Here is a 24,371-nt window from a genome sequence, read left to right as displayed (position 1 = left end):
CGCCTTTTTCATTAGTTCAACACGACAATTGCCGCATTCAACGCTGTCGCCAGCGATAGCCATATGAGGTATGGCACGAATAGCAGCGCCGAGATGCGATCTGGTTGCCACGCGCGAATGATAAACAAAAGCACGCAAAACCAGACGCCGATGATTACGACAACCCCCAGCACGGTCATGTGAGCGCCGAAGAAAATAGGCGTCCAGATGAAGTTCAATACCATCTGGCCAAACCACAGTCCGCGCCGCTTCCACCCACGATCGCTTATCCATGTGCGCCAGCCTGCAATGGCAATGAAGATATAAAGTATCGTCCAGATGGGGCCAAAGGCTGCGTTAGGCGGGGTAAACCAAGGCTTTTGAAGCGCTGCGTACCATTCGCCCGGCGGGAAACCGATACCGATTGCCATTCCTACAACAATGATGACGAAGACGAAGACGGCCAAAAGACCCCATCTTTGCATATGCTTACTCCAACCTAGCCGCTGCTCCGCGACGTAACCCAATAGCCAATATAGGCTGACGCGGCAGACAGGACAGTGCCCCAGACCACGTCTGCGATTGTCAGGGTCCATGACCAGTTTTTCAAAGTGGCCTGATTGGTCAGATCATAAGTCGCATAAGCGACGAATCCGAGAAGCGCACCGTGAACGAGCGTGACTGTACCACTACCGGCCAGAAGTCCGGGCTTGACCGCAAAGAAAACCAGTCCAAACACGAAAATCACATAGAAAACGACTGCTGGCGCGAGACGAAAACCTGGCGCAAGCATGTCGCCCATGACAGGGCGGTAAAACACGTTCGCCATGTTGGATAACCACACGGAGTCGATTGCCAGAAATGCAACCGCTGTCACCACATAGGCTATGAGATAATCTTTCATCGATAACTCGCTCTTACTTGATTCGGGTCCAGCCCACATTGCGACACAGGAGGCCAGCCAGAACGCAGCCATTGCTCGTCATGGTATCGCCGTCAACTTTCACGCTGATCTTGTAGGTGAGGTTACGTTGCGGATCGAAAGCTGTGCCAGAATATTGTCCGTTCGCAGTTTCGTTGATGCTCATCACCAGCCGGTCGCCGGTTTTCTCTTTTGGTGTTCCGGGCTTGATCCAGGTATTGGTGGCGCAGATATCCTCGCCGCATTCAGCAATTTTCACTCGCGCATTCCCATCCCCGCGCACCCAGTTGCCGTTGATCTCAGCCGCCTGCGCTGTGAAGGGAAACGACACTGTCATTATGCCAATCGTCAGTATCCATTTCATCGACGCTTCCTCCGTTAGTGGGGGGGTGAAGCCTAAGCATGTTCAATCGTGTAGAGCCCAACATTGATTGCACCTTCCTCAAACCCACCTTCGCAATAGCAAAGGTAGTATTCCCAAAGCCGTCGGAATTTATCGTCAAAGCCAAGCTTCGCGATTTCAGGCCAGTTGGCGATAAAGCGCTGACGCCATTCGGCAAGCGTAAGCGCGTATGAATGGCCGAAATGCTCGGTCTCCTTTAAAACCAAACCGGCCTTCGTAAGGTCGCGCTCAAGCACTTTATCTGACGGCAGAAAGCCCCCCGGAAAGATGAATTTCTGGATGAAATCGGCCTTGCGGCGATAATTTTCGTAGCGCGCTTCTTCTATTGAAATGACCTGCAGGACTGCTCTGCCGCCGGGCTTGAGACAGCGTTTCAGGGTTGTGAAATATTCCGGCCAATAGGCTTCGCCAACGGCCTCAAACATTTCGATTGATACAATGCGGTCAAACTGGCCCTGAACATCGCGGTAATCTTGCAAGCGAAGGTCAACGGCATCGCTGAGCCCTCCGTTTTCAACTGCGGCTTTTGCCCAAGCGAGCTGCGATGGCGACAGGGTTATTCCCGTCACATTGGCATTGTGACAGTTTGCGAGATAGCCCGCCAGGGCACCCCAGCCACAACCGATTTCAAGAATTCTTTCGCCGCCCTCAAGCGCCAGTTTTTCAGCAATACACTGCAACTTCTGCTTCTGCGCACTTTCAAGGCTATGGGTCGTCTCATTCCAGATCGCAGATGAATAAAGCATCGAAGGGTCGAGCCATCGGGCATAGAAATCATTGCCGAGATCGTAGTGAGCTTCGATGTTGCGCCGGCTGCCGCGGCGCGTGTTTGCATTGAGCAGGTGGCTGATACGGTTCAGCACCCGCATCCAGCCAGATCCGCGTAATGTGGATGTCAGCGTAACGCGATTGCGCGCCGCAAAGCGGATGACCGATGTGAGATGGGGTGATGTCCATTCGCCTTCGATATAGGATTGCGCAAAGCCAATATCCCCGCCCGTCAGCAGGCGACGCAGGCTGTTCCATTTGACAATTGCAATTTTGGCTTCCGGTCCGGGCAATAGACCATTAACAGCAATGACCTCACCGCCGGGCAGTGAAAGCACCAATCGCCCATGCTGGACCTGCTTCAGCAGCCGTTTCAACACGATAGTCGAAGGGCTGAAAGCTGGTCGTTCAGTCCGGCTTGATGCCGATAGTTGATGATACTCGTCGAGCTGGCTCATGCGGCCTTGTTCCTCTGCTGGGCGGTCTCGTTACGAACAGATGTGATGGAAATCTCTGGCCCTGCAGGTCTTCTGCGTAAACCGATGCCCTTCAACCATATTTTCAGCGCCTCCCAGTGAATGCCGCCAATCACTTTCAAGGTGAGAAACGGAATTGTAAGAAAGGCGCGTAGCAAGGCGGCGTCGCTCAATTCAACCCGGCGCGCCAGATGGCGGGCAGTCAAAAGCAGGCCTTCATCGTCAAAACTGTTGATGCGGATGGAAAGCCAGTCTGCGGGAGGCGTGACTTCAAACTCATATCGCAGCTTCATGTCCATGAAGGGCGAGACGTAAAAAGCCTTGTCGCAGCTTTGTACGATGCGTCCGTTAACGCAGTTATGGACCGGGATCATATAGCCGTGGCGCTGGCGGAAAGTGTTATCAACTTCCCAAAGGATTGCCACAAGCTCACCGCCACAATTATAGCAGAAGAAAACACTGAGCGGGTTAAATGCCCAGCCCGCAATACGCGGCATAGTGAGCAGGCGGATCGCACCGCCATCAGGCAGTATTCCGGCTGCCTCCATGGCACGTTCCACCTGCTCACGCAGCGGCAGAGCCGATCCATCGCCTCTGTCTTTCCTGTAGAAAGAAAACAGATTGAAACGGTCAAGTGAAAACAGCTTCAATTTGCGATCGAGGGCTTCCAGTTCATCAAGGTCGAGCAGGAGCGAGTAGATTTTATAGGCCAGTTTGTGAACCTTCGGTCGTAAACGCGCATGGGTCACATGACCGGGAAACAGTGCCGACTGGAAGCTCTCGGTCATGCCAGTGCCCTTTCCCGGAGAGGCAAACTCTGGCGAACGATGCGCCCACTTTCCTGCTCGACCAGCCATGGGCGGCGCATACCGCCCAGATCTTCTGCCACGGCGAGACCGGCCTGAAGGCCGTCCTCATGAAAGCCGGAGCCGAAATGCGCGCCGCAAAACCATGTCCGGCGCTGCCCTTGCAAGGACCAGATTTCTTTCTGCGCACGATCCGTTGCCATGTCGAAAATCGGATGTTCATAGATCTCGCGACGGATCACCAGTTCCTCGCGCGGTGCACGACAAGGATTGAGCGTAACAAAAGTCTCAGGCGCGTTGCCCAGCGGTTGCAGGCGGTTCATCCAGTAAGTAATGGATGGTTGCGTCGAGCCAGTGGCTGCGTTGGTAAGGTAATTCCAACTGGACCACGCCGCGCGACGTTTGGGCATCAGTGAAATATCGTTGTGCAGCACCGCTTCATTTCGTGAATATTGAAACGCGCCAAGAATGCGGCTTTCATCCCCGCTCGGATCGGCCAACATCCGCAAAGCCTGATCGGCATGCGTGGCAATCACAACATCGTCGAACACATGGGAAACGCTGTTTCCGTCGATCAACTCGACAGAATGCTCGGCACGTCGCACGGATTTGATCGGTGTTGAGAGCCTGATCCGGTCCGCGTAGGGCTTGGTGATCCGCCTTAGATATTCTCGGCTGCCGCCGGTTACCGTACGCCAGATTGGTCTGTCACGAAGAGCAAGAAGACCGTGATTACAGCAGAAGCGGACGAAGCTGGCAGCCGGATATTGCCCCACTTCCATGGCAGGGGTGGACCAGATCGCTGCCGCCATCGGATAAAGATGATCTTCACGAAAAGCCCGGCCATAACCGTTGCGTGCAAGATAATCATCAAGCGAAATACCGCCCATGATACTCAGGTCTTTGGGTGCATTGCGATAAAATCGCAAGAGATCGCGGATCATCGACCAGAAGCGCGGGCTGACCAGATTGGAGCGCTGGGCAAAGAGGCCGAGGCCGGTACCGCCGGAATATTCGTAAGCGCCATTTCCGACTGAAACGGCAAACGACATGTTCGACGCGGCGGTTGGAACTTCAAGCGCGCGAAACAGGGCGGTCAGATTGGGATAGGTCACTTCATTATAGACAATGAAACCGGTATCGACGGCCACAGGACCGTGACTGCTCTCAAATTCTACAGTGTTGCTATGGCCGCCGATGCGGTCCGATGCTTCAAATAAAGTCACGTCGTGGCGTTGCGAAAGCAGCCATGCAGCAGACAATCCGGAAATCCCGCTACCGATAATCGCGACGCTGAGATGCTTAGGGCTGCCCGGACTGTTCGTGATATCCATAGTCCCTCTCTTCACCGCGGGTTGAGCTGCGTGTGTGCCGCATTTTCATCGTTTTACGTTTTGAGAAGAAGTTTGGTTCAGTCGGCGACCAAACTTTTTTAATTTTTGCGCCGCTTAAGAAACCAACCAGTCAAAAAGAACGTATTGCATAAGGAAAAGCAAACTCCCCATTAAAGGTCCGCCATGCAACCCGGTCTGCTTTTAATTGTTGCCATCAGCCTGTCTGCCATCATGGCATTTGCCTGGGCGCTTGAACGAAAGACCGGCAAAAACGGCTGGATCGATGCCATCTGGTCGTTTTCGGTTGGGGCGGGCTCAATCATAGCCGTCATGCTTGCAGATGCGACCTGGCAACGGCGTTCAGTGATACTGATCCTCATTCTGGCGTGGTCTCTTCGCCTTGGCTTTCACATCGCCAAGCGCAGCATGGGCCATGGTGAAGACCCCCGTTATGCAAGGCTGATAAAAGAATGGGGCGAAAACGCATCCGTTCGCCTCTTCTGGTTTTTGCAGATACAGGCTCTCGCAGCCTTCATACTCGTTCTGGTAGTCTACATCGCAGCTGTAAGTCGCCCCGGTTTTCCATATTTCTGGGATATGGTCGGGATCGCAATCGTCGCCATAGCACTGACGGGGGAAGCGCTATCTGACGCGCAGCTTTCGCAGTTTCGCAAAACCTCGGAAGCCAAAACTGAAATTTGTGAAACCGGCGTTTGGGCCTATTCCAGACATCCAAACTACTTCTTTGAATGGCTGTTCTGGTGTGCGTGGCCGCTGATGGCAATCACCGCATCGTCATGGAGTTGGCTGTCGCTGCTTGCTCCGATCCAGATGTACTGGTTGCTGGTGCATGTCTCCGGCATTCCCCCGCTTGAAGAGCACATGCTGAAATCGCGCGGTGAAAAATTCCGCGCCCTGCAACATCGCGTCAATGCATTTTTTCTCGGGCCGCGAAAAGGCAAGGGAAGATCAAGGCGCTCGACATGAATATAGTGGCATCTGCGCGTCCGAAAATACGTTCTCCAACACATAAACCAAGGATCATTGAATGACCGCGAAAGCGCTTGTCTGGTTGCGCAACGATCTGCGCCGTGCTGACAATCCTGCCCTTCATGCCGCGTCGAAGCTGGGGGGGCACGGTCACGGCCCTTTTCGTACATGAAACCAATCCAAAATTGCGTGCACCCGGCGGCGTTGTCCGTTGGTGACTGGAGCAGAGCCTAAACTTGCTCGAGAAAAGCCTCAACCAACGAAATGTCGAATTGATTGTTGCCGATGGCGAAGCGCTCTATATCATCGAGCAGTCAATCGAGGAAACGGTTTTGATACCGTTGCCGGAACCGATGTTATGCTCCTCAGGAACGTGAAGTCGATGTGTGCTCATCAAATTCATCTTAAAGGATAAAGGATTCCACGTGGAGTCCTTCGCGGGCAATCTGCCGGCGGAGCCCTGGGAGATTAAAACCGGCAACGGCGGTTCTTATCAAGTTTTACTCCATATGCCAAATCGCTGCGCAGGCACGTCGTGAGCAAACCACTACCCTCACAAGACCAGTTGGTCGAGACATCGACCGTCAAACACAAGCCCAAGAGGGAAATTTACAATGAGGCAATCTGGGCTGGGAAGATGAGCGGTCTTTGGCGAATAGGCGAATCTGTTGCAAATGTTTCGTCAATGGGAATTGATATAGGGTTTCCAGCTTCTAAAAAGCTGGATTGTTCGATGTTCAAAGGCCGCCATTTCGATAAGTCCGTCATCCTTTTGTGTATTCGATGGTACCTGACTTACAATCTGAGCCTTCGCAATCTGAAAGAAATGATGGCCGGGCGCAGCATCGCGGTGGACCATTCCACGGTGCACCGCTGGGTTCTGCATTTCAGCCCCATGCTGCTTGAGTGTTTCCATCGAAGGAAGCGTCCAGTCACACGCAAATGGAATCTGGATGAGACCTATGTGAAGGTCAAAGGTGAGTGGCTTTATCCGTACCGAGCCATCGACAGCAACGGCGATACAGTCGGGTTTATGTTCAGCAGAAATCGCGACCTGAAAGCTGGCAAACGCTTTATCCGCAAGGGGCTGGCCCAACATGGCAGGCCAGAGAAGATCACAATTGACGGCAGCCAGACCAATCGGATGGCCATCATGCAATGTGATGCAGAGAACCGGTTGCGACATGGTGGCAAGCTCATCACCATCTGCTCGAGCAAATACATGAACAACACCATCGAGCAGGATCATCGCCGTGTCAAACGACGGATACGATCCATGCTCGGCTTCAAGGCTGAAGCCGCTGCCAGCATCACGCTCGCCGGTGTCATGCTCGTTCATATGATGCGAAAGCTGCAAGGCAATTTCGGATCAACCGCACCGCTTTCACTCAAACAACAATTCACAGCGCTTGCAGCATAGTTGCGTCCAACGGTTCGCCACGCTTTGCCTCACCGAAATTTTTGCAACTGATCCACCAGGAAGATAGAGAAGATCATGGGGCGGTTCAAATCGCCCCGCCAAGCACAGCGCTTCCTGTCAGCCCACGATCAGATAAATACCGTCTTTCGTCCCCGCAGCTACCACCTCCCATCCCACTCCTGGCGACACGCCAGGGCAGATGCCTTCTGCCTTTGGTCCGACTACGCCGCAGAAATGACGGCTTGAAAAGGCAACCGCCGCGCGCCCGTGCAACCAATCACAAACAGCTTGGCAACACCGTTTCCAGTATCTTGTCGTCAATGAGGTGCTCGCCAGTTCAGTGCGTATCGGGTGAATCGAAGCTGACCGCTGCGTATCAACGCGCCCTTGTCGACCAGATCCTGCAAATCGCGGGTGGCGGTAGCGCGTGAGGTCTTTGTTATGGCCAGATAGTTCTCGGCACTGAGGCCACCGATAAAGCCATCCGGTCCCGCTTCGAACAGACGCGCAATGACTTTCTCCTGTCGGGGATTGAACGCTCCCCTGAACCGGTCGTAGAAATGTGCCTTGGCGATGTAAAAGCCGACGCGATCCAGCGTAGTTTGTTGAGCAGTCAGCACGGTTTGGGAAAACCATACCAACCATTCGGTGACGTCGAGGGTCCGCTGATGGGTTTCCAACTGATCGTAATAAGCCTTCCGTTGCTGTTCCATGGTGAAACTGAGCATGATCAGGCTCGGTTGCCCCAGCGATTGGCCGAGCGCTTTCTCGGCCAGTGCGCGACCAAGTCGTCCATTGCCGTCTTCGAACGGGTGAATGCTTTCGAACCACAAATGGCTGAGCCCGGCGCGGGTAAGCGCGGGGAGGGGCGTACTGCCTGTCAGAGCACTTGCGTTGAACCACGATATGAACTGATGCATTTCCTCCGGTACCTGCGCTGATGGCGGCGCCTCGAAATGAATCGTCGGACGGTCCAACTGGCCAGAGACGATCTGCATAGCGTCGGAATGGCTGCGATAAGCACCTATACTTTCCAGATGCCGACTGCCTGTCATCAACATCGTATGCCACCGAAACAGAGTGGCGTCATCAAGCGGCAGGGCATAGGTGCCATAAACGTCGACCGTCATTTCCGCGATCCCGTGTTCACGCGGTTGCACCGAACGCCGGTCCGTGTCCAGGCCGAGTTGTCGCCGCAGTGATGACTGGACGCTCAAGCGGTCCAATGTTTCGCCTTCGATCGCGCTCGTCTTGATCGCTTCGTCGCTCAAGAGTTCGATGCGCAACCGGTCGCGGTCGTCGGGATCGATGTGACGCACAGCGCCGATGACTTCGCCGGAGGAGAGCAGAAATCGCTGTTCCAGTGCCGCGAGTGCAGACGCGTCATAGCGAAAATGCGGCCAATCAGGCTGTGTCCAGTTCCAGGGCATGAGCGATAACATCCATTTCTATCGCTCACTATATCAGATATTAATGAGTAATAGAAGTCGCCCCTGATACTCACCGCCCTGTTTGTGGAGAATATGTTGTGCGTCCGCTTTGCGCTTTTTTCCAGACATTAGCGTAGCATTCTCACGCGTTCCAGAGCCGGTCGTTCCGCTTTTTTGCTGCTAACTAACATGATGGGGTGGGAAGCGGATGAGCGGGTTTAGGGTTCGAGTCTTCGTAAGCGGACCTTTAACTGGTCGGTGGCCGCGGCAGACTTGAAAGCGCATTGCATATAATGACGTTCCAGGGCAGCTGAAAAACCCACTTCGATCTAATTGGGACGCAGCGCCTCAAAACTGATAATCTCGTCGTCCCTATGCGGTGCTCTTCCATGCTGGTAGTTGCCTGACACCACTATATCGACAAAGCCCGTGCGCTGCAGCGCCATCAAGAACTCTTCGACTCCCCACCACCGCAACTTAAACAAATCGAGTTCGGATTTCACAAGATTTCCATCTCGCCAGAGTTCATAGCGCAGATGGGTCAGTGTGGTTTGCGCGATATAGTCGGTTTCAACCCGATGATCTGTGAGTGTTAGCAGATCTCCGTCCTGGGTTTTCCAACTTCGGACCGAACCGGTCGGCCCAAGAAAACCGCCTATGGGATCGAGATCTATGATTAATTTTGCCCCTGGGACCAGGCAATCATAGAAGCGCCTTAGCACGCCGGTCGCCGATGTCAGATCCGTGACCAGCTGAAACGACCCCGCCGGAATGATGACGGCAATAAAGCTTTTGCTATAAGAAAACTCTTCGAAAGTCTGTCGTGTCACGCTTGCGTAAAGGTTTCTCTTCCTGCATTCGTCCTGGCAGTAACCAAGCATCTCGTCAGACGCATCGAACCCCTCTATCGAAAACCCGGACTCAAGCAGCGGCACATAAACACGACCGTTGCCGACAGCAGGTTCGAGGATCGGACCTTCGGACCCAGCGAGCCGTCGCTGATAATATTCCACGTCGCCGAATGAACGCCCGACCGGTTTATCCAGATTATAGACCCAGGAAGCCAGTTTTCCGTAACGATTATTCATTCCAGCCTCGTAGGATCGATTTAGCCGTAGCACTTTCACCATATGCGAAATCAACCGCGATATATTTAAAGGAAACGATCCTCGCAAGTTTTAGGTGACTAGAAGGGGCTGGAAACCCTGTCGGTGAAGCGGCCACTCTGGGTTTAAGCTACGTCCAATTCTTGACACTGCGTAATCTGATCTGCGCGTTTGCGAGGTGGTTCCCTGAAGAAGTTATAGTGGACGCAGACAGTCGAGCACGCACAACTCAACCGCGTCTGTTGTCTGACGCAATGGATAAATTCAATTAGCGACAATTACAGCGTTTTCGAATTCATGTATTCTGTATGTGTTTGTCGTCAATCGCCATTTAATTGTTCTTCTCATAGCTGGGATCGTGACATTGCAGAGATTGATCGTAACGGGCCCAAATGGCGCGGGAAAAAGTTACCTCGCGGCAAAATTGTCGGCAGTTCGTCCCGATGTGCCAATTATCTCCTTTGACAACATTAAGCTCATCAAAAACTGGGAACAACGTTCAAAATCACAAATTGAGGTCAAACTGATTCAGGCATTGCAAAGTGACGCATGGATATTGGAGGGTGGTCCAAGTTTATTGCCTTACGCAATACCATATGCTGACAGTCTTGTCTGGCTAGACCCACCCAGATGGGTGCGAGCGTGCCGTTTGGCCATCAGACCGTTGCTAAACTTCGGACGGGCTCGTCCAGAGCTTCCTGCAGGCAATATAGATTGGCCATGGGAACAATACCGTTTTGCAATCCGTAGCCTGAGACATCAAACCAAGTTTCAAGAAAACATTGCTAGCCAACTTGCTGCTGTCGATAATATACATGTCTGGCGCGTCAGGAAATCAAGCGAAATTTCCGCTGTAATCAATGCATGGCGAATGGCAAATGCTTAAATCACTCTTCGGATATTACCGCCATCCCGCCTGAACGTCTTCTGAATACGTTACTTAAATAGCAATCGCGGGGTACGGTTGCCGTAAGGCAATTTTTTGGAACGATATCTGGACCAATCGTCGACCGCATTTTCCGAGATGTGCCAAGTCACCTAAATAGTTTCACGGATGGCTGCTTCGGAGGTTGGACGAAGTTCGGAGAAGGTCTGCAATCAAGGTCGAAAGTTGTCGGTCTGTAATGTGCCGTCTTATTCCGCTGTTGAGACAAAGTTTCGCGTACGCCTGTAATCAGTCGGTTTGCTAACTGTTCCATGTATGTCCGTGAAGCGTCTTATTCCGGACATTAGCTTAGCATTCTCAAGCTTTCCAAAGCGGTCATTCCGCTTTTTCTTACTGCTAACGACCATTATGGGGTGGAGAGGGGCCTAAGCACTTCAAGCTGACAACCCGCACGAAGCCGGCAGCCTTGAGATCGAGGTCGTCAACGAAGTCCTCGATGAAGCGGACCAAGTTTTCCGGTCCCACATAATCATCGACTGCTCCCGGCAGAAGCAGTAATTGCGAGCGATCTGTTGCAGAAAGATGTGACATAGTAAAGTATAACCATCAGCCGCTATCTTAAGGAATCCACATTGAGTTTTCAGACCGGGGAACCGCATGGGACATTTTAAGCTTGTTTATCAGAGCTATCCGCTCGACCTTCCAGTCGAAGAGCCACGCATCACCTTGCGGGCCTCAAGTGGATCTTGGCCTGGTCAGCAGCTGGATGACTACGTCGTCTTGGATTTAGACGTGAAATCTCCGAAATTCTTCTTCGATCCTAACAATGACCCCGAGGATGACGTCTCCCAGTGGTTGAACCCGGGTCTGGATACACAGTGGCTCAAAATACCATTGAAGCGCTTCGAGAACGATGACTATCGCAGCCTCCAGGAAATCCGGGTCGACTTCCAAGGCGAAGGAACTCGAAACGCTTTGACGAGTGAAGATTGGTGGGAAGCCCCAGGTCTTATCACCACCTACAGCGATGAGTTTTTCGCTCGTGCGGAAATTTCCATCCGTCACGACGGTGGTGGCATGTTTTCGGTTCAGCTTTCAGGCGCCACCCAGTTTGCCACTGCCTTTGACATAGCCTTTAGTGCTCCCCTGACCGTCAAGCTGGTCGGATATCGCAACTCGTCGACCAAAGATGATCTTTTAGGCTGGTTCAACAGCTTTCTCAGAAAAGACGACTTCATTTTCACGCCGCTGCAGCGAGGTGAAGATCTCTATCTCAATGGTGCGGTCAAGTAACAGCCGCGCCAATCGCGCTGAATGCTTCGAGAATGACCGTCACAGCACTGTCCCGCTTGTGGCTTCATTCGGGTGTACCCGGCTTTGTTGATCATCATCGCTTCTCTCCTTCGGGCTGGCGCCCCTGTTGCGGCGGCGCGCCGCCGTGCAGTCCTGGGTAGCGATCAACGGGGATCGCCGGTTCAAGGTCGGAACATCAGCCCCCCTTCACGTAGCCCAGACCCTCGACGATCTTTCCGTCACGGACGCGCATAATATTGACGTCTCGACCCCGGTCCGCTTCCCGGTTGCTCCAACGAAGTTGCCAACGGATGATTCCGCGATCGCCCATCGCGGAGATTTCCTCTGCTTTGAAGACGAGGTTGTCGGATGACGCGACGCCCTTCCAGAAAGCAAGGCAGGTCTCACGTCCTTCGTAGCGCGCGCCATCCGGGGCCGGCGCCGTATTTTCGAGAACACAGCCGTCGCCGATGAGGTCATCGAGGTCTTCGGGGTGATGCTGCTCGAATGCGTTGTGGAAGCGTTCCACAATTTCATGAGTAATTTTGCTGTCACTGGTCATCTTCTCACCTCATTGAGCGATGGAGCCGGGTCTATTCCGCGTAGACAGATGGACCACGGCTCGATTCGAACGGATATCGTCGGCTTGGTTCTCTCTCACGTGCTTTGCGACTGGCCGCATGCGACCGTCATTCCGGCAGCGGCGCCGACTCACCAGGCATCTTGGCGTAGGCCAGGGCTTCGATGATCCGCCCGTCACGAACACGTATCAGGGTGACGCCGCGGATCGAGCCGCTGTCGCCGAAATGGAACCGCCAACGGATGTTTGCGCGGTCACCCATGACGATAGTGTCTTCGACCTCGAAGCGGTTGACGCGGTCTGCGGCCATGGCCTGCCAGAACGCCAGGTTGACATCGTAGCCTTCGTAGCGCGTGCCGTTCGGTGCCGGCTGGATTGACTCCATGACGCAATCCGGCGCGACCAGGTCCTCGAAAATCTCGGGATCGTGCTCCTCAAACGCCTGGTTGAATCGGTGGATGACTTCGGCTGTGTCTTTCGCATGCATGGGTCGTTTTGTTCGACCAACAGGGAAAAGGGGCACGAGTGGGTCAATTTCCACGGATCAGACAGTAAACCTTTGAAGGGTTGGAAAACGGAAAGGCAGCTTTCTGACCGGCAAAGTGTGAGAGAGGTCTACCGGTACTGCAAATGGCTGCCGGGCAAGGCGGGCTCTCCCTCCCAACGTATGCGACAGAAATGTCGAAGATTTTTTAGTGACTGAAATCTTGTCGATACAGCTAGGAATTGGGCGATAAAGGGAGGTTCGCGCCAAGGGTTATTCAGGGTTATTCAAACCCGACTTTCGCATCGGTAACGGTAATCCCCGATGATTAACGGTCCCAATTCTTGAGATATTTGGCTGGCGATGTGCCGAGCGCTTTCTTGAACATAGTGATGAACGCTGACACCGATTCATATCCAAGGTCGCCAGAAACCTGCTGCACCGTTGCCCCAGCTGCAAGACTTCGGAGTGCGATGATCAACTGCAACTGCTGTCGCCAACGACCGAAAGTCAGGCCGGTCTCCTGTTGAACGAGACGAGCGAGCGAATTCTCGCTCATCGCCACTCGCTCCGCCCATTGCGCTATCGTGCTACGGTCGGAAGGGTCGTCGACCAGTGCCCACGCGATGCGTCCAAGTCGAGGTTCATCCGTCAATGGCAGATGCAGATCCTCTACTGGCATACGCGGCAAAGCCGATAGAAGCAGTGTGGTGATGAGATCAGCATCGGCCATCGCGACGGCGGACTGGTCAGCCAACTCGATGATAAGTTCCCTGACAAGTGGAGACAGGGAAAGCGTGCAGCATCGGTTTGGAAGATCGGCAGCGCCTGGTTCAATGAACAAGAAGAACAAGCGAGCATTGGCGGTCGCCACATTGCTGTGCAGCATACCCCCTGGAACCCAGACGCCACAACGCGGAGGTACCATCCAAATCCCGCTCGGAACACGACAGGTCACTCCTCCCCGTAAAGCCAGAACGAGCTGGCCCTTGCGATGGCGATGCTCAGGTGCTTCGCGTTCATTCTGCGACACATCAATCCTTACAGCACTCGCCCGTGCCGCGGACTTGTCTAGATCATTATCGTCTCGAGCCCATGAGAGGGCCATCGGAATTTGGTGGGATTTCGTTATCATATGGGAGAATAACTAAATTCCTCAGCCTGATTTGTCGATAAATTTTCGAATGGACATGACGTTCGGAGACCTCAATGGCATTTCAACAACACGATCCCCATTATACCCAGCTCTCATCAATCGAAGTCTCATCACAGTTGCCGAGGGCCGGGAGAGTTCAACAACACCTCCTCCCTTTACTGAAGGGAGCAAGCTTCGTCCTCTCCAGGTTCCGTGCCCTAATGATTTCTCCGGCGACAAATACGCCGGCCATGTCATGTGTGGATCCTGCGGAAGCTTATCTGCATGCCTGCGTTGCGGCCGCGCCTTTTTGCTATGTCTCACCTGCGATCTACGGCCTCACCGGCACGATTGACGAGCGAGGCGTTACCCGGAGCAGTTCACAGCCAGGAGATAAGGTGTGAGCGTTCGGTCGATTGTCACCACCGATACGGTCGTCTTTTCATTGAAGACATTCCTGGCAGCAATGCTTGCCTATTTCATCGCGATCAGCTTCGACCTTCCTCGACCGTTCTGGGCGGTGGCAACCGTCTACATCGTCGCTCATCCGCTTTCGGGCGCGATCTCATCGAAGTCGGTCTATCGATTGCTCGGAACCCTCATCGGTGGCGGTGCAACGATCGTCATGGTTCCGAACCTGGTGAACGAGCCGATACTGCTTTCAGCGGCGATCATTGCATGGGTATCTGCATGCACGTTCTTCAGTCTTCTGGACCGCACGCCCCGAAGCTACGTCCTGTTGCTGGCGGGATATACGGTGCTTCTTGCAGGACTGCCGTTGGTCACAGCCCCGGCGAACACGTTCGACACGGTCGTGTCGCGCATTGAGGAGATCGGTCTCGCAATTATATGCGCGTCGATCGTCAGCCATGTCGTCTTTCCAGCTCATGTGGGTACCGTTCTTGTCAATCGGATCGACGGATGGATGGCCAGGGCGTGGTCGCTCCTCACAACAATGGCGGTCGGAGAATGTGGTGAAACCCAGAGCAGAGTGGCACGACTAGGCCTGGCTGCGGACGCAGCAGACTTGCGGTCATTTACAACCCATCTTCAATATGATGGCTCCAGATATCGACGTGCGATATCGTTAGTGCGATCACTGCAGCACCGCATGGTGTCTCTCCTTCCACTCTTGGCAGAAATTGAGGATTTACGACGATCACTGGTCAAGCTTAGCACGCCCGGCTCGGCAGTTGCTTTGTCGTTGATTGCCGCTATCGGTTCGGCGATCGGCTCTCGATCAAAGATTCCCACAAGGAGTTTCACGACAGAGATCGATGCGCTCGACCGTTTTGATGCGCACCACTCTTGGGAAAAGCACCTTCTTGCCAACGCCGCTCGGAACCTGCGGGATATTCTTCGGATCTCCGATGACTGCGGTACCCTTCGCGAAGCCATAGAAGATGAGAACACAGCGAGAGCGGCTCGCCGCTTCGCTTTTATCGACCAGACGCCAACCCAGCATCGTGACGTCGGCATGGCTTTGTTATCAGCGGTGGCAGTCGCGATTTGCCTGTCGTCATCGACCCTTTTCTGGATCGCGAGCGGTTGGTCTGACGGAATGACATTTACACAGATATCAGGCGTCCTTTGTTGCCTCCTCGCGACGATGGACGATCCGGTTCCTGCCATGCGCAAGTTTGTTGGCGTGACAATCGGCGCGGTCGTCGCAGCGTTCGTCTACGGCTTCGCAGTCCTTCCTATGATCGACGGATTTCTGCCGCTCGCCGCAGCTCTCGGGCTGTTTCTGATTCCGGCCGGGATATGCCTCGCTGAGCCTTCCCGGGCCATCGTCGGGATGGGACTTTGTATAAACTTTCCTCTTCTTCTCATGCTTCAGTCACACCAGAGCAGCGACTTCGTCTTATTCGGGAACACAGGAATCGCGACCATTCTTGCGATGATCTGGACGATTGTGGTCTGCAGGCTCTTCCGTTCCGTTAGGGCGGAGACAAACGCCAGAAGGCTTTTTTCCGTTGTACAGAAGCATGTCGCGAAAATCGCGGCCGGCAGACATACCGAGCCCCATGTCACGCACCATCGCGTCATTGATGTTGCCGGCCTCTTTGCTTCCAGAGCTGCAAAACTTCCACTGAGTTCCGATGCCGCAAATGCCGACCTTACGCGGGATCTGCGGACGGGACTTCATATGATGGCTATGCAGAAGCTTGTCGATGAAGTGTCCAGCTCTATTCGCTGCAAAGCGGAAGCAGTCTTCGAAGCACTCGAAGACGTGTACGAACTGAAGTCCGGTGGCCGCCGCGGACCTTTGGAAAATGCCCTGAGGATTTTGGATGATCTTATTCTTTCCGCTCCGGGCACGATCACATCAACTGCGGAAGGGCAGCTTCTGGTGAGCGCGGTCGCTCTTCGCCTTTGCCTCGCCCCGGACTTTGATCCGCCGGTTTTAACAACACCACCTTCAAGGAGGATTGCTGCGTGACCGGACAATTCGATCTTTACGGCGTCTTCCTGCCGTTGTTCGCGGCGCTGGCCCTTTTCGCGTACGGCGTGTTCCGCGTTCTCGCGTCGGTTCTCGACAAGGACGGATTTTACCGACTGGTATGGCATCGCCCTCTGTTCAATCTAGCGATCTACGTCACCCTCCTCGCTGGATTTTCAGTCGCTTTAAACTGGTTTCAAAGATGAAGAATGTCACCATCATTTCCGCACGAGTCTTTTTGACACTTTCTATGGTCGGCTGCGCAGCGGTACTGAGCTGGCACCTATGGTCCTTCTACATGGAAGCGCCATGGACGCGCGACGCTCACATCCGTGCTGATATCGTGCGACTTGCGCCAGATGTCTCCGGCCCCGTCACTGAGGTTCTGGTGTCGGACAACGCTCGGGTGGAGAAAGGGGCGCCGCTGTTCCGTATAGAAACAGATCGATTCAAGCTTGCACTCCGCGAAGCGGAAGCCCAGACGCAGAGCATGAAGGCCGCGGCGGAGCTGGCGAAGACGGATTTCGAACGATATCAACTGCTAGCCTCTAAAGAAGCCGTCAGCCTAAAGCAGCGGCAGCAGGCGGAAAGCCAGATGCATCAGGCAAACGCAGCGTATCAATCAGCACTTGCAGCGCGGGATCTGGCCAGACTCGACCTTGAACGGACAACCGTGAAGGCACCGGCATCAGGGGCGATCACGAATTTCTCTGTGCGCAGGGGAAACTATGTTTCTGCGGGAAGTGCAGTCGGTGTGCTGGTTGAAAGAGAATCCATCTACATCGCAGGATATTTCGAAGAGACGAAGCTTCCCAGAATCCACGTCAACGATCTCGTGAGGATCGATATTATGGGTGAGCCGGAACCGCTGATCGGACATGTCGCAAGCATCTCCGCGGGTATCGAGGATCGGGAGCGAAGCGACTCTGTCGGTTCCCTCGCAAGTGTGGCTCCGACGTTCTCATGGGTCCGTCTGGCCCAGAGGATTCCGGTACGGATCGAGATCGATGATACTCCCGATGCCGTCCGGCTCATTGCGGGCCGCACTGCAACAGTGACGATTGAACCGACGCGCAACTAATAATGTGAACTTATCTGACCCGGCCAAAGGCATAATCTGGTCGATAATATTATCCTGTCGAAAGTTTCCAAAAACCTGCGACTGTCAATTGCCATCTGATCTGCAGCGAGGCAGCTGAATAAAATAATGTCTCCAATGAGGGTCGAAAGCCGCTGTTCGGTAACGCGCTTTCATTTCAGATATTAGCGTAGCCTTCACACCTTCCTCAAAGCAGTCGTTCCATCTATTTTCCCAGAGAAATCAGTACCTGTGTTTGCGTTCCGTGTTTTAAGCATTACGTGACAGGAAATTTTCAGATTATATGAACCAACGTCCCACAGACGGCCAAGACCGCGACGACGATCCACGGCTGGACTTTCCAGACAGTGAGTAGGAGAAACCCGGCCAACGCTAATGCGAAATCCCGCGGTGAAAAAACCGCGCTTGTCCAAACCGGGGCGTAGAGGGCTGCGCCCAGGATGCCGACGACGGCGGCGTTCGCGCCACGCATGGCTGCCTGAGCGGTCGGTCGCAGTCGCAACGCATCCCAATAGGGGAGCATTCCGTAGACCAGTAGAAGACCCGGCAGGAAGATCGCAACGACCGCGATGGAAGCGCCCGCTAGACCATTGGGCATCGGCCCCATGACCGCGCCGAGATAGGCGGAAAAGGTGAATAGCGGTCCTGGTACGGCCTGCGCCAGGCCATAACCGACCAGAAAGGATTCGTTCGTGACCCAACCAGGTGCCACCACCTGAGCTTGCAGCAAGGGGAGCACGACATGTCCTCCTCCGAACACCAAAGCGCCGGAACGGTAAAAAGCGTCAAAAAGTGCCACCGCCTGATGGCCGGTCGTCATGACCAGCAACGGCGGGATCACGAAAAGTGCAGCAAATAGAAAGAGAGCTACCGCCCCGTTGCGACGCGAAACCGGAAAGCGGAGATAACCCGTTGTCTTGGAAAGTTCGTTGCGGCAGAGCCAGAGGCCGGCGATGGCGCCTAGCGCAATCGCACCGATCTGGCCGATTGAGCCGCCAATGAAAACCACTACTGCGATCCCGGCCAAAGCAATTCCGGCGCGTTCCCGATCGGGAGTGAGGCTCTTCGCCATGCCCCAGATCGCCTGCGCGACCACGGCGACGGCGACCAGCTTCAAGCCGTGCAACACACCTTCCGCAGTAGTTCCAGTAAATGCTGCCGCGCTGAGAGCGAGGGCAAACAGGATTGCGACCGACGGCATCGTGAAAGCGAGCCAGGCGGCGAAACCGCCGAGCAACCCATTGCCGCGCAGGACCCCGAGCGAGAATCCAACCTGGCTCGAAGCTGGCCCGGGTAAGAACTGACAGAGTGCGACTAGATCTGCATAACCTTCCTCGTCGATCCACTTGCGGCGCACCACCAGTTCATCGCGGAAATATCCAAGATGAGCGATTGGCCCACCGAAGGATGTCAGCCCGAGTTTGAGAAACACTCGAAAGACTTCAGGAGCCGATCCGGCAGCCGGTTGCGCGGCACCGGCTGAATTATCGCGTGCGGTCATCACTATCTCCGGACGATAAAAACGTTGTCAATGGAGCGAACGCAGGTAAATGGACTCAGCGATGTTCTAGCATCTCCCCGATCAACTCGCGGACCTTGCCGCGTGCCATCTCCAGCGCCTCCCGGCCGAGCGGCGTCGCTCGATAGATGTGCCGGACGGAACGGCCTGCGCGCTGCTTCTCGGAAATGAGATAGCCCTTCTTCTCCATCGAACGCAGCATCGGATAGAGTGTCCCGGCACTCAGCTTGTATCCATGATTGGCCAATTCTTCGATCATCCATTGTCCATAGACCTCGCCTTCGGCCGCATGATGCAGAACGTGAAGGCGAATGAGTCCATTCAGCAGGTCTTGATGTTCCATATGCCCACATGGTCCCAATGCATCCATTCGTACGAGTAACGTTATCGAATTTCGATAATATAGAGTGACTATGTCACGGCGATGAACGAATTGCACGCCCGGAAAACTGGCAGAAGCAGGCGGTGCGGACACAGCAGAAAGTCCCTCGATGGTTTGAAATGGGCGGTCTGCGGCTTGGCTTGGGCCTCGATTTTTATTGTATCGATCAGCTTGATTCTTCCGGGTTGGGCGAAATGCGCTTTACTGCCGTGGTTTCGTTCCAACCACGTTTGCCTGTAAGCTGACATCAACGAAGCAACTTCAATCCTGTGAGAATCGCAACGCCTAAAGCGGCAGTAAGAGCCAGAATAGTGAGGCTGCAGCTCGCACCAAAGTTCGTTATACTGGAAGCCATCGCTAACGGTGCAGTGGCGGACACGATTAATCTGGCTGACATAATCTTGCCTTGCATGGCACCGTAGCCATCACTGCCGAATAGAGACAGCGGCAACGTTCCGGAGACAATGCTGAACAGACCGTTTCCGAAGCCAAAAACACAGGCAAACATCATCGTCGCAATAATGGATGGAGCACCGAATAGCAGAACAATGAGGGCTAACCCCATCAATGAGGCAGAGATTACTGCCAGACTGATCGGAGCCAGGTTTTTGCCACCGAGCATGTTGATCAGGCGGCTGGCTACCTGAGAAGGTCCGAATATCGCGCCAATAAAAGCTGCAGAACCTGCAAGACCGAGCGCGCCCAACATCGGCACCATATGGACCAGAATGGCCGCTGCAACGAGAGCCTGCGTCGAGAATGCCACGAGAACCAGTACGAAACCTCTGCGCCGTTGATGGGCAGGCAGATCACCTGAACAGGCGGTTGTGACTGTTCCATTCGTTGATCGCTTCCGACCACTCTTTGCAATAGAACGCGCGAGCATAAGGTGTACCGGCACGCAGAGAAACAAATGGAGGCAAGCGAACAGCAAATAGGTCTGTTGCCAGGTAAGCCAATGCTGAAGCGTTGTTGTGATGGGCCAGAAAATTGTCGAGGCAAAGCCTGCAATCAATGTCAGATAGGTGATGCTACGCTGGGCAACATTTGGCGCTAATTGCACCAATAATGCAAAGGCTGCTCCATATTGGACGAGGTTTGCGGCGATTTCGATGATCGTTAGCGCACCCGCAAACACCAAAGCATTTGGAGAAAGCGAACACAGTATGAGAGAGACGGCGGCCAGTATCGAGCCTATCGTCATCATGCGACCTGCGCCGTAAAGATCAATCCATTTACCTAACCAGGGAGCCAGAAAGCCCCCTGCTAACAGGGCAACTGACAGCGCTCCGAAAATCCATTCGTTGGAAACGGAGAAGTCCCGCGCCATGGACGGCGCGAGAATGCTGAAGGAATAATATAAAGTGCCGTAACCGATATTCTGGGTCAGTCCGAGACCGGCAATGGCCGCAATGGGGAGCCGTTCAGCGCTCATATTGATTTCAACGAAACACGCTTTTCGAGTTTGGCCGCTTCTTCCTTACGCTCGCTATAACGGTCTGTGAGATGATCCGAGATGCCACGCGTCAAAAGTGTAAACTTCATCAGTTCTTCCATTACGTCCACCACGCGATCATAGAAGGATGAGGATTTCATCCGTCCAGCGTCGTCGAATTCCTGCCAAGCCTTTGCGACGGATGACTGGTTTGGAATGGTGATCATTCGCATCCAGCGCCCCAGAATGCGCATCTGATTGACGGCGTTGAAGCTCTGCGATCCGCCTGAAACCTGCATCAATGCCAGAGTTCTGCCCTGCGTCGGACGAATTGCTCCACCCGGCAATGGAATCCAGTCGATCTGCGATTTCATGACGGCGCTCATGGCTCCATGACGTTCTGGACTGGTCCAGACTTGCCCTTCAGACCAAAGCATTGCCTCACGCAATTCCTGAACCTTCGGATGCTCTGCTGAACCGTCGTCCGGCAAGGGAAGACCATTGGCATGAAAGACACGCGTTTCAGCACCCATCGCATCGAGAAGGCGCTGCGCTTCCAGCGTCAGAAACCGACTATAGGAACGATCACGAAGTGAGCCATAGAGCAAAAGGATGCGAGGCTTATGCTTTGAAAAGTCGGCGCGTAATGCATCCAGGTCGGGCAATGCGAAGGAATTCTGATCGAGGTTCGGCAGGTCCATGTCAGCGCGACTTTCTTTCATAGTTTATGACTTCTCCGTCCTCTTTGGTGAATGACGACACCGGGTTTTCCAGAATATCGAGAACCAGTTCTGACGGACGGCACAGTCTGGTGCCAAGTGACGTTTCCACGATTGGACGATTGGTCAGGATAGGATGCGCCATCATGAAGTCGACCAGTTCATCAACGGTCCATTTGGGATCGGACAATCCCAGTTCGGCATATGGCGTGCCTTTCTCGCGAAGGATTTGGCGAGGCGTCATCTGCATTGCTCGAAGCAATTCGACAAGTCGTTCTCGCGATGGCGTATTTTGTACATACTCAATGACGACAGGCTCTTCGCCGCTGGCACGGATCATGGCCAATGTGTTGCGAGAGGTGCCACAGTTCGAATTGTGATAGATCGTAACTGACATCAGAGTTTTCCTGTTTCGGTGACTGGCTTTTGATTGGCACCGCGTTCGTACCAGCCCTTGGAGCGGTTCACGATCCAGACGACCGAGAGCATGACCGGCACTTCCACAAGAACGCCAACCACTGTTGCGAGCGCCGCACCAGATGAGAAGCCGAAAAGGCTGATTGCGGCTGCTACTGCCAGCTCGAAGAAGTTGGATGCGCCAATCAAAGCTGAGGGACCGGCGACGCAATGTTGCTCTCCTGAAATTCGGTTCAACAGATAGGCGAGGCCAGAGTTGAAATAGACCTGGATGAGGATCGGGACGGCTAGCATCGCGATGATCATGGGCTGTGCGATGATCTGCTCTCCTTGAAACCCGAATAGCAGAACAAGTGTCGCCAAAAGCGCAATCAGGGACAGCGGCTGTAGTGTCTTCAGTATTGCATCGAAAGCTCGTTCTCCACCGCTGGCGAGAATGCTTCTGTGCAGGATTTGCGCGATAATCACCGGAATGACGATATAGAGGACAACCGACAGAACGAGCGTGTCCCACGGGACAGTAATTGCCGACAGTCCGAGCAGTAGCCCGACGATAGGGGCAAATGCCACAACCATGATCGCATCGTTCAGTGCGACCTGCGACAGAGTGAAATGCGGTTCGCCCTTGGTCAGGTTGGACCAGACGAACACCATTGCTGTGCAAGGTGCGGCCGCCAGAATAATCAGCCCGGCGATGTAGGAATCGATCTGGTCTTCAGGCAGATAAGGGCGAAACAACCAGCCGATAAATAGCCAGCCGAGAAGCGCCATAGAGAATGGTTTGACGGCCCAGTTGATAAAGAGCGTGACGCCGATGCCACGCCAGTGCTCAGTGACCTGTCTCAATGCGCTGAAATCGATCTTCAGCAACATGGGGATGATCATGAGCCAGATGAGAATGGCGACTGGAATATTGACCCTGGCGACTTCAGCAGATCCGATTGCATGAAATACTGTCGGAAAGAAATGGCCCAGAGCTACGCCTGCGACAATGCACAGAGCCACCCAGACAGTCAGATAACGTTCGAATGTGGACATCAGTTATTCTCCACGTTTGTCTGTGTGCTACCTTCCATGGTGCCGATTTCTTTCAGATGATTTTGAAGCGCCATTCGGTCTATCGTGGCGTGGGGAAGGTTCAGGAACACTGATACCCGGTTCTTCAGAAAACGGGCGGCTTGTGCAAAGGCGCGCTGTCTTTCTGCTTCATTTCCTTCAACAGCGGCGGGGTCCTCAATGCCCCAGTGGGCTGTCATAGGATGGCCAATCCAGACAGGGCAGGCCTCTCCGGCAGCGTTGTCACAGACCGTGAAAATGAAATCCATCTGAGGGGCTTCGGTACCTGAAAACACATCCCAGCTTTTTGAACTCAGGTTCTCCGTGGAATAGCCAAGAGCATCCAGTTCCTTGATTGCGAGAGGATGAACGTCGCCTTTTGGCTGACTACCAGCCGAATAGGCGTGAAAACGTCCTTCGCCATCCTTGTTGAGAATTGCCTCGCCCAAAATTGAGCGTGCGGAATTGCCCGTGCACAAGAAGAGCACGTTGTAGATCCGATCCGTCATTTTATCAGTCCGTTTATGGAAGGCCGAATTCAGCGGCCTTGTGTTACTGGGCGACCGTCTTCGGTTCGCAACAGGGTGTCAGGCTTTTTATAAGAGGTGCGCAGAGCTCGGCACTGCCGCCACAGCAGTCCTTGATCATGAAAAGGGTCAGTTCTCTAAATCGGTCGAGATCAGCGCGATAGATGATCGAGCGGCTCTGACGTTCGCCGTTCACAAGCCCAGCACGAGACAATGTTGCCAGATGTGCAGACATCGTGTTCTGCGGTACATCCAGAATACGCGCCAGTTCACCGGCGGGGATTCCCGCTGGTTCGTGCTTCACCAACAGCCGGAAGGTATCGAGCCTTGTCGATTGGGCGAGGGCGGCCAGCGCCGTAATTGCGTCTTCATTTTCCATGTATCCAGAATAATGGATATATTGGTGCTGTCAATTCGAAATTTGGATGCTTAGCGGCATTTGGGCGCTTTCTGAAATAGGGCTGTTGATTATGGAATGGCGCGCCCCTTAGCGACGTTGACCAATGCCGTCGAGGGATTTGCCACACAGGTGATTTGTCAGGCAAGGGATATCGCGACAAAAACAGGAGCCACCGCTGTTGAAGTGCGGACGGTCTGGGGCGATCCGGCGGAGGTGATCCTCGAAATGGCCTTTCGCGATAATGTTGATGCCATCGTTGTGGGGCGGAGGGGACGTGGCAGACTAGCGGGCCTTTTGCTTGTCGGCGTTTCGCAGAAGCTGGTGAGCATGGCTCCCTGCACAGTGGTTGTTGTGCCGTAAAC

29 protein-coding genes and 1 pseudogene are annotated in these 24,371 nt (G+C 54.0%); 10 read left to right on the top strand and 20 right to left on the bottom strand.

Features of this window, described 5'->3' with window-relative positions; genetic code table 11:
* Positions 1 to 11 precede the first annotated feature (11 nt).
* The 6 genes from LJ361_RS10335 to LJ361_RS10310 are packed head-to-tail and all read right to left on the bottom strand — an operon-like array spanning position 12 to position 4,688.
* The gene (locus LJ361_RS10335) at positions 12 to 464 is read right to left on the bottom strand and encodes a TspO/MBR family protein (protein WP_151607223.1); all 453 of its coding nucleotides are present in this window, start codon (positions 462 to 464) and stop codon (positions 12 to 14) included.
* A 14-nt stretch (positions 465 to 478) separates the two neighbouring features.
* Positions 479 to 883 carry a DUF2177 family protein gene (locus LJ361_RS10330; protein WP_010660335.1) on the bottom strand — a complete coding sequence of 135 codons (405 nt, stop codon included), beginning with the start codon at positions 881 to 883 and terminating at the stop codon, positions 479 to 481.
* Between the two features lie 13 nt (positions 884 to 896).
* A complete protein-coding gene (locus LJ361_RS10325) occupies positions 897 to 1,265 on the bottom strand; it encodes a DUF2147 domain-containing protein (RefSeq protein WP_029928465.1) in 369 nt (122 codons plus the stop codon).
* A gap of 32 nt (positions 1,266 to 1,297) precedes the next feature.
* The gene (locus LJ361_RS10320; RefSeq protein WP_029928463.1) at positions 1,298 to 2,530 is read right to left on the bottom strand and encodes an SAM-dependent methyltransferase; all 1,233 of its coding nucleotides are present in this window, start codon (positions 2,528 to 2,530) and stop codon (positions 1,298 to 1,300) included.
* Positions 2,527 to 3,336: a DUF1365 domain-containing protein gene (locus LJ361_RS10315; RefSeq protein WP_029928460.1), complete on the bottom strand. Its 810-nt coding sequence runs from the start codon at positions 3,334 to 3,336 to the stop codon at positions 2,527 to 2,529. Before LJ361_RS10315 ends, LJ361_RS10320 begins: the two co-directional genes overlap by 4 nt.
* Positions 3,333 to 4,688, bottom strand: coding sequence for an NAD(P)/FAD-dependent oxidoreductase (locus tag LJ361_RS10310; protein ID WP_209418702.1), 1,356 nt, complete (start codon positions 4,686 to 4,688; stop codon positions 3,333 to 3,335). Before LJ361_RS10310 ends, LJ361_RS10315 begins: the two co-directional genes overlap by 4 nt.
* Before the next feature lie 183 nt (positions 4,689 to 4,871).
* Here LJ361_RS10310 and LJ361_RS10305 point away from each other — a divergent pair, with 183 nt between their 5' ends.
* From LJ361_RS10305 to LJ361_RS10290, 4 genes and pseudogenes are all read left to right on the top strand, one after another.
* Positions 4,872 to 5,675 (top strand): DUF1295 domain-containing protein, encoded by an 804-nt coding sequence (locus tag LJ361_RS10305; RefSeq protein ID WP_029928457.1) that lies wholly within the window; start codon positions 4,872 to 4,874, stop codon positions 5,673 to 5,675.
* Positions 5,676 to 5,736: 61 nt separating this feature from the next.
* Positions 5,737 to 5,850, top strand: coding sequence for a deoxyribodipyrimidine photo-lyase (locus tag LJ361_RS10300; RefSeq protein WP_235819964.1), 114 nt, complete (start codon positions 5,737 to 5,739; stop codon positions 5,848 to 5,850).
* 561 nt (positions 5,851 to 6,411) lie between these two features.
* Positions 6,412 to 7,098 carry an IS6 family transposase gene (locus LJ361_RS10295; RefSeq protein WP_029928819.1) on the top strand — a complete coding sequence of 229 codons (687 nt, stop codon included), beginning with the start codon at positions 6,412 to 6,414 and terminating at the stop codon, positions 7,096 to 7,098.
* Positions 7,099 to 7,152: 54 nt separating this feature from the next.
* Positions 7,153 to 7,344: pseudogene (locus tag LJ361_RS10290) on the top strand (IS6 family transposase); the annotation flags it as partial.
* Positions 7,345 to 7,415: 71 nt separating this feature from the next.
* On the opposite strand, the gene LJ361_RS10285 reads toward LJ361_RS10290, so the two are convergent.
* Entirely contained in the window at positions 7,416 to 8,528 is a 1,113-nt protein-coding gene (locus tag LJ361_RS10285) for a Fic family protein (RefSeq protein ID WP_209418701.1), read from the bottom strand.
* Positions 8,529 to 8,857: 329 nt separating this feature from the next.
* Complete coding sequence (locus tag LJ361_RS10280; protein WP_029928454.1) at positions 8,858 to 9,616, bottom strand: class I SAM-dependent methyltransferase; 759 nt, start codon at positions 9,614 to 9,616, stop codon at positions 8,858 to 8,860.
* A gap of 382 nt (positions 9,617 to 9,998) precedes the next feature.
* On the opposite strand from LJ361_RS10280, the gene LJ361_RS10275 reads away from it, so the two are divergent.
* Positions 9,999 to 10,520, top strand: coding sequence for a DNA topology modulation protein FlaR (locus tag LJ361_RS10275; protein ID WP_209418700.1), 522 nt, complete (start codon positions 9,999 to 10,001; stop codon positions 10,518 to 10,520).
* Between the two features lie 396 nt (positions 10,521 to 10,916).
* Here LJ361_RS10275 and LJ361_RS10270 read toward each other — a convergent pair whose 3' ends face one another.
* Complete coding sequence (locus LJ361_RS10270) at positions 10,917 to 11,111, bottom strand: hypothetical protein (RefSeq protein ID WP_081861797.1); 195 nt, start codon at positions 11,109 to 11,111, stop codon at positions 10,917 to 10,919.
* Positions 11,112 to 11,177: 66 nt separating this feature from the next.
* Here LJ361_RS10270 and LJ361_RS10265 point away from each other — a divergent pair, with 66 nt between their 5' ends.
* The gene (locus LJ361_RS10265; RefSeq protein ID WP_036579105.1) at positions 11,178 to 11,813 is read left to right on the top strand and encodes a hypothetical protein; all 636 of its coding nucleotides are present in this window, start codon (positions 11,178 to 11,180) and stop codon (positions 11,811 to 11,813) included.
* Positions 11,814 to 12,009: 196 nt separating this feature from the next.
* Here LJ361_RS10265 and LJ361_RS10260 read toward each other — a convergent pair whose 3' ends face one another.
* The 3 genes from LJ361_RS10260 to LJ361_RS10250 all read right to left on the bottom strand — a co-directional run bounded on the left by LJ361_RS10260 (position 12,010) and on the right by LJ361_RS10250 (position 14,012).
* Positions 12,010 to 12,375 (bottom strand): nuclear transport factor 2 family protein, encoded by a 366-nt coding sequence (locus LJ361_RS10260; RefSeq protein WP_151576616.1) that lies wholly within the window; start codon positions 12,373 to 12,375, stop codon positions 12,010 to 12,012.
* Between the two features lie 127 nt (positions 12,376 to 12,502).
* A complete protein-coding gene (locus LJ361_RS10255) occupies positions 12,503 to 12,880 on the bottom strand; it encodes a nuclear transport factor 2 family protein (RefSeq protein WP_010660320.1) in 378 nt (125 codons plus the stop codon).
* Between the two features lie 325 nt (positions 12,881 to 13,205).
* Positions 13,206 to 14,012: an AraC family transcriptional regulator gene (locus tag LJ361_RS10250; RefSeq protein ID WP_151614531.1), complete on the bottom strand. Its 807-nt coding sequence runs from the start codon at positions 14,010 to 14,012 to the stop codon at positions 13,206 to 13,208.
* A 400-nt stretch (positions 14,013 to 14,412) separates the two neighbouring features.
* Here LJ361_RS10250 and LJ361_RS10245 point away from each other — a divergent pair, with 400 nt between their 5' ends.
* From LJ361_RS10245 to LJ361_RS10235, 3 genes are read left to right on the top strand one after another with little or no spacing between them, the layout of a single operon-like run.
* On the top strand, positions 14,413 to 16,455 hold the full coding sequence (locus tag LJ361_RS10245; RefSeq protein ID WP_151576618.1) for an FUSC family protein: 2,043 nt from the start codon (positions 14,413 to 14,415) through the stop codon (positions 16,453 to 16,455).
* The gene (locus tag LJ361_RS10240) at positions 16,452 to 16,661 is read left to right on the top strand and encodes a DUF1656 domain-containing protein (RefSeq protein ID WP_010660317.1); all 210 of its coding nucleotides are present in this window, start codon (positions 16,452 to 16,454) and stop codon (positions 16,659 to 16,661) included. Before LJ361_RS10245 ends, LJ361_RS10240 begins: the two co-directional genes overlap by 4 nt.
* Entirely contained in the window at positions 16,658 to 17,536 is an 879-nt protein-coding gene (locus LJ361_RS10235) for an HlyD family secretion protein (protein WP_010660316.1), read from the top strand. The genes LJ361_RS10240 and LJ361_RS10235 overlap by 4 nt, the downstream gene beginning before the upstream one ends.
* Positions 17,537 to 17,828: 292 nt before the next feature.
* Here LJ361_RS10235 and chrA read toward each other — a convergent pair whose 3' ends face one another.
* From chrA to LJ361_RS10195, 8 genes are all read right to left on the bottom strand, one after another.
* On the bottom strand, positions 17,829 to 19,055 hold the full coding sequence (gene chrA, locus LJ361_RS10230) for a chromate efflux transporter (protein WP_151614533.1): 1,227 nt from the start codon (positions 19,053 to 19,055) through the stop codon (positions 17,829 to 17,831).
* Between the two features lie 55 nt (positions 19,056 to 19,110).
* Positions 19,111 to 19,416 carry a PadR family transcriptional regulator gene (locus tag LJ361_RS10225; protein ID WP_010660314.1) on the bottom strand — a complete coding sequence of 102 codons (306 nt, stop codon included), beginning with the start codon at positions 19,414 to 19,416 and terminating at the stop codon, positions 19,111 to 19,113.
* A gap of 286 nt (positions 19,417 to 19,702) precedes the next feature.
* On the bottom strand, positions 19,703 to 20,890 hold the full coding sequence (arsK, locus tag LJ361_RS10220; RefSeq protein ID WP_209418698.1) for an arsenite efflux MFS transporter ArsK: 1,188 nt from the start codon (positions 20,888 to 20,890) through the stop codon (positions 19,703 to 19,705).
* Positions 20,887 to 21,612 (bottom strand): arsenical resistance protein ArsH, encoded by a 726-nt coding sequence (gene arsH / locus LJ361_RS10215; RefSeq protein WP_209418697.1) that lies wholly within the window; start codon positions 21,610 to 21,612, stop codon positions 20,887 to 20,889. The genes arsK and arsH overlap by 4 nt, the downstream gene beginning before the upstream one ends.
* Positions 21,593 to 22,006, bottom strand: a complete 414-nt coding sequence (gene arsC / locus LJ361_RS10210; protein WP_209418696.1) for an arsenate reductase (glutaredoxin) — start codon at positions 22,004 to 22,006, stop codon at positions 21,593 to 21,595. Before arsC ends, arsH begins: the two co-directional genes overlap by 20 nt.
* On the bottom strand, positions 22,006 to 23,064 hold the full coding sequence (arsB, locus tag LJ361_RS10205) for an ACR3 family arsenite efflux transporter (RefSeq protein WP_264813462.1): 1,059 nt from the start codon (positions 23,062 to 23,064) through the stop codon (positions 22,006 to 22,008). The genes arsC and arsB overlap by 1 nt, the downstream gene beginning before the upstream one ends.
* A complete protein-coding gene (locus LJ361_RS10200) occupies positions 23,064 to 23,591 on the bottom strand; it encodes an arsenate reductase ArsC (protein WP_010660309.1) in 528 nt (175 codons plus the stop codon). The genes arsB and LJ361_RS10200 overlap by 1 nt, the downstream gene beginning before the upstream one ends.
* Before the next feature lie 43 nt (positions 23,592 to 23,634).
* Entirely contained in the window at positions 23,635 to 23,988 is a 354-nt protein-coding gene (locus LJ361_RS10195; protein ID WP_094515235.1) for an ArsR/SmtB family transcription factor, read from the bottom strand.
* 96 nt (positions 23,989 to 24,084) lie between these two features.
* Between LJ361_RS10195 and LJ361_RS10190 the strand changes: the two genes are divergently transcribed.
* Positions 24,085 to 24,369, top strand: a complete 285-nt coding sequence (locus LJ361_RS10190; RefSeq protein ID WP_209418695.1) for a universal stress protein — start codon at positions 24,085 to 24,087, stop codon at positions 24,367 to 24,369.
* The last annotated feature ends 2 nt before the right edge of the window (positions 24,370 to 24,371 follow it).

This window comes from Brucella sp. JSBI001 (assembly GCF_026014005.1).
Classification (GTDB): domain Bacteria; phylum Pseudomonadota; class Alphaproteobacteria; order Rhizobiales; family Rhizobiaceae; genus Brucella; species Brucella anthropi.
This window is presented reverse-complemented; position numbering and strand designations above follow the sequence as displayed.

Excerpts from the sequence above, each read along its gene's own strand:
- arsK (WP_209418698.1), bottom strand. The coding sequence starts at position 20,890 with ATGAGCGCTGAACGGCTCCCCATTGCGGCCATTGCCGGTCTCGGACTG.
- LJ361_RS10280 (WP_029928454.1), bottom strand. The coding sequence starts at position 9,616 with ATGAATAATCGTTACGGAAAACTGGCTTCCTGGGTCTATAATCTGGAT.
- arsC (WP_209418696.1), bottom strand. The coding sequence starts at position 22,006 with ATGTCAGTTACGATCTATCACAATTCGAACTGTGGCACCTCTCGCAAC.
- arsB (WP_264813462.1), bottom strand. The coding sequence starts at position 23,064 with ATGTCCACATTCGAACGTTATCTGACTGTCTGGGTGGCTCTGTGCATT.
- LJ361_RS10325 (WP_029928465.1), bottom strand. The coding sequence starts at position 1,265 with ATGAAATGGATACTGACGATTGGCATAATGACAGTGTCGTTTCCCTTC.
- LJ361_RS10265 (WP_036579105.1), top strand. The coding sequence starts at position 11,178 with ATGGGACATTTTAAGCTTGTTTATCAGAGCTATCCGCTCGACCTTCCA.
- LJ361_RS10190 (WP_209418695.1), top strand. The coding sequence starts at position 24,085 with ATGGCGCGCCCCTTAGCGACGTTGACCAATGCCGTCGAGGGATTTGCC.
- LJ361_RS10225 (WP_010660314.1), bottom strand. The coding sequence starts at position 19,416 with ATGGAACATCAAGACCTGCTGAATGGACTCATTCGCCTTCACGTTCTG.
- LJ361_RS10200 (WP_010660309.1), bottom strand. The coding sequence starts at position 23,591 with ATGACGGATCGGATCTACAACGTGCTCTTCTTGTGCACGGGCAATTCC.
- LJ361_RS10250 (WP_151614531.1), bottom strand. The coding sequence starts at position 14,012 with ATGATAACGAAATCCCACCAAATTCCGATGGCCCTCTCATGGGCTCGA.
- arsH (WP_209418697.1), bottom strand. The coding sequence starts at position 21,612 with ATGAAAGAAAGTCGCGCTGACATGGACCTGCCGAACCTCGATCAGAAT.
- LJ361_RS10315 (WP_029928460.1), bottom strand. The coding sequence starts at position 3,336 with ATGACCGAGAGCTTCCAGTCGGCACTGTTTCCCGGTCATGTGACCCAT.
- LJ361_RS10260 (WP_151576616.1), bottom strand. The coding sequence starts at position 12,375 with ATGACCAGTGACAGCAAAATTACTCATGAAATTGTGGAACGCTTCCAC.
- LJ361_RS10285 (WP_209418701.1), bottom strand. The coding sequence starts at position 8,528 with ATGCCCTGGAACTGGACACAGCCTGATTGGCCGCATTTTCGCTATGAC.
- LJ361_RS10235 (WP_010660316.1), top strand. The coding sequence starts at position 16,658 with ATGAAGAATGTCACCATCATTTCCGCACGAGTCTTTTTGACACTTTCT.
- LJ361_RS10195 (WP_094515235.1), bottom strand. The coding sequence starts at position 23,988 with ATGGAAAATGAAGACGCAATTACGGCGCTGGCCGCCCTCGCCCAATCG.
- chrA (WP_151614533.1), bottom strand. The coding sequence starts at position 19,055 with ATGACCGCACGCGATAATTCAGCCGGTGCCGCGCAACCGGCTGCCGGA.
- LJ361_RS10295 (WP_029928819.1), top strand. The coding sequence starts at position 6,412 with ATGTTCAAAGGCCGCCATTTCGATAAGTCCGTCATCCTTTTGTGTATT.
- LJ361_RS10255 (WP_010660320.1), bottom strand. The coding sequence starts at position 12,880 with ATGCATGCGAAAGACACAGCCGAAGTCATCCACCGATTCAACCAGGCG.
- LJ361_RS10310 (WP_209418702.1), bottom strand. The coding sequence starts at position 4,688 with ATGGATATCACGAACAGTCCGGGCAGCCCTAAGCATCTCAGCGTCGCG.
- LJ361_RS10270 (WP_081861797.1), bottom strand. The coding sequence starts at position 11,111 with ATGTCACATCTTTCTGCAACAGATCGCTCGCAATTACTGCTTCTGCCG.
- LJ361_RS10320 (WP_029928463.1), bottom strand. The coding sequence starts at position 2,530 with ATGAGCCAGCTCGACGAGTATCATCAACTATCGGCATCAAGCCGGACT.
- LJ361_RS10335 (WP_151607223.1), bottom strand. The coding sequence starts at position 464 with ATGCAAAGATGGGGTCTTTTGGCCGTCTTCGTCTTCGTCATCATTGTT.
- LJ361_RS10330 (WP_010660335.1), bottom strand. The coding sequence starts at position 883 with ATGAAAGATTATCTCATAGCCTATGTGGTGACAGCGGTTGCATTTCTG.
- LJ361_RS10300 (WP_235819964.1), top strand. The coding sequence starts at position 5,737 with ATGACCGCGAAAGCGCTTGTCTGGTTGCGCAACGATCTGCGCCGTGCT.
- LJ361_RS10305 (WP_029928457.1), top strand. The coding sequence starts at position 4,872 with ATGCAACCCGGTCTGCTTTTAATTGTTGCCATCAGCCTGTCTGCCATC.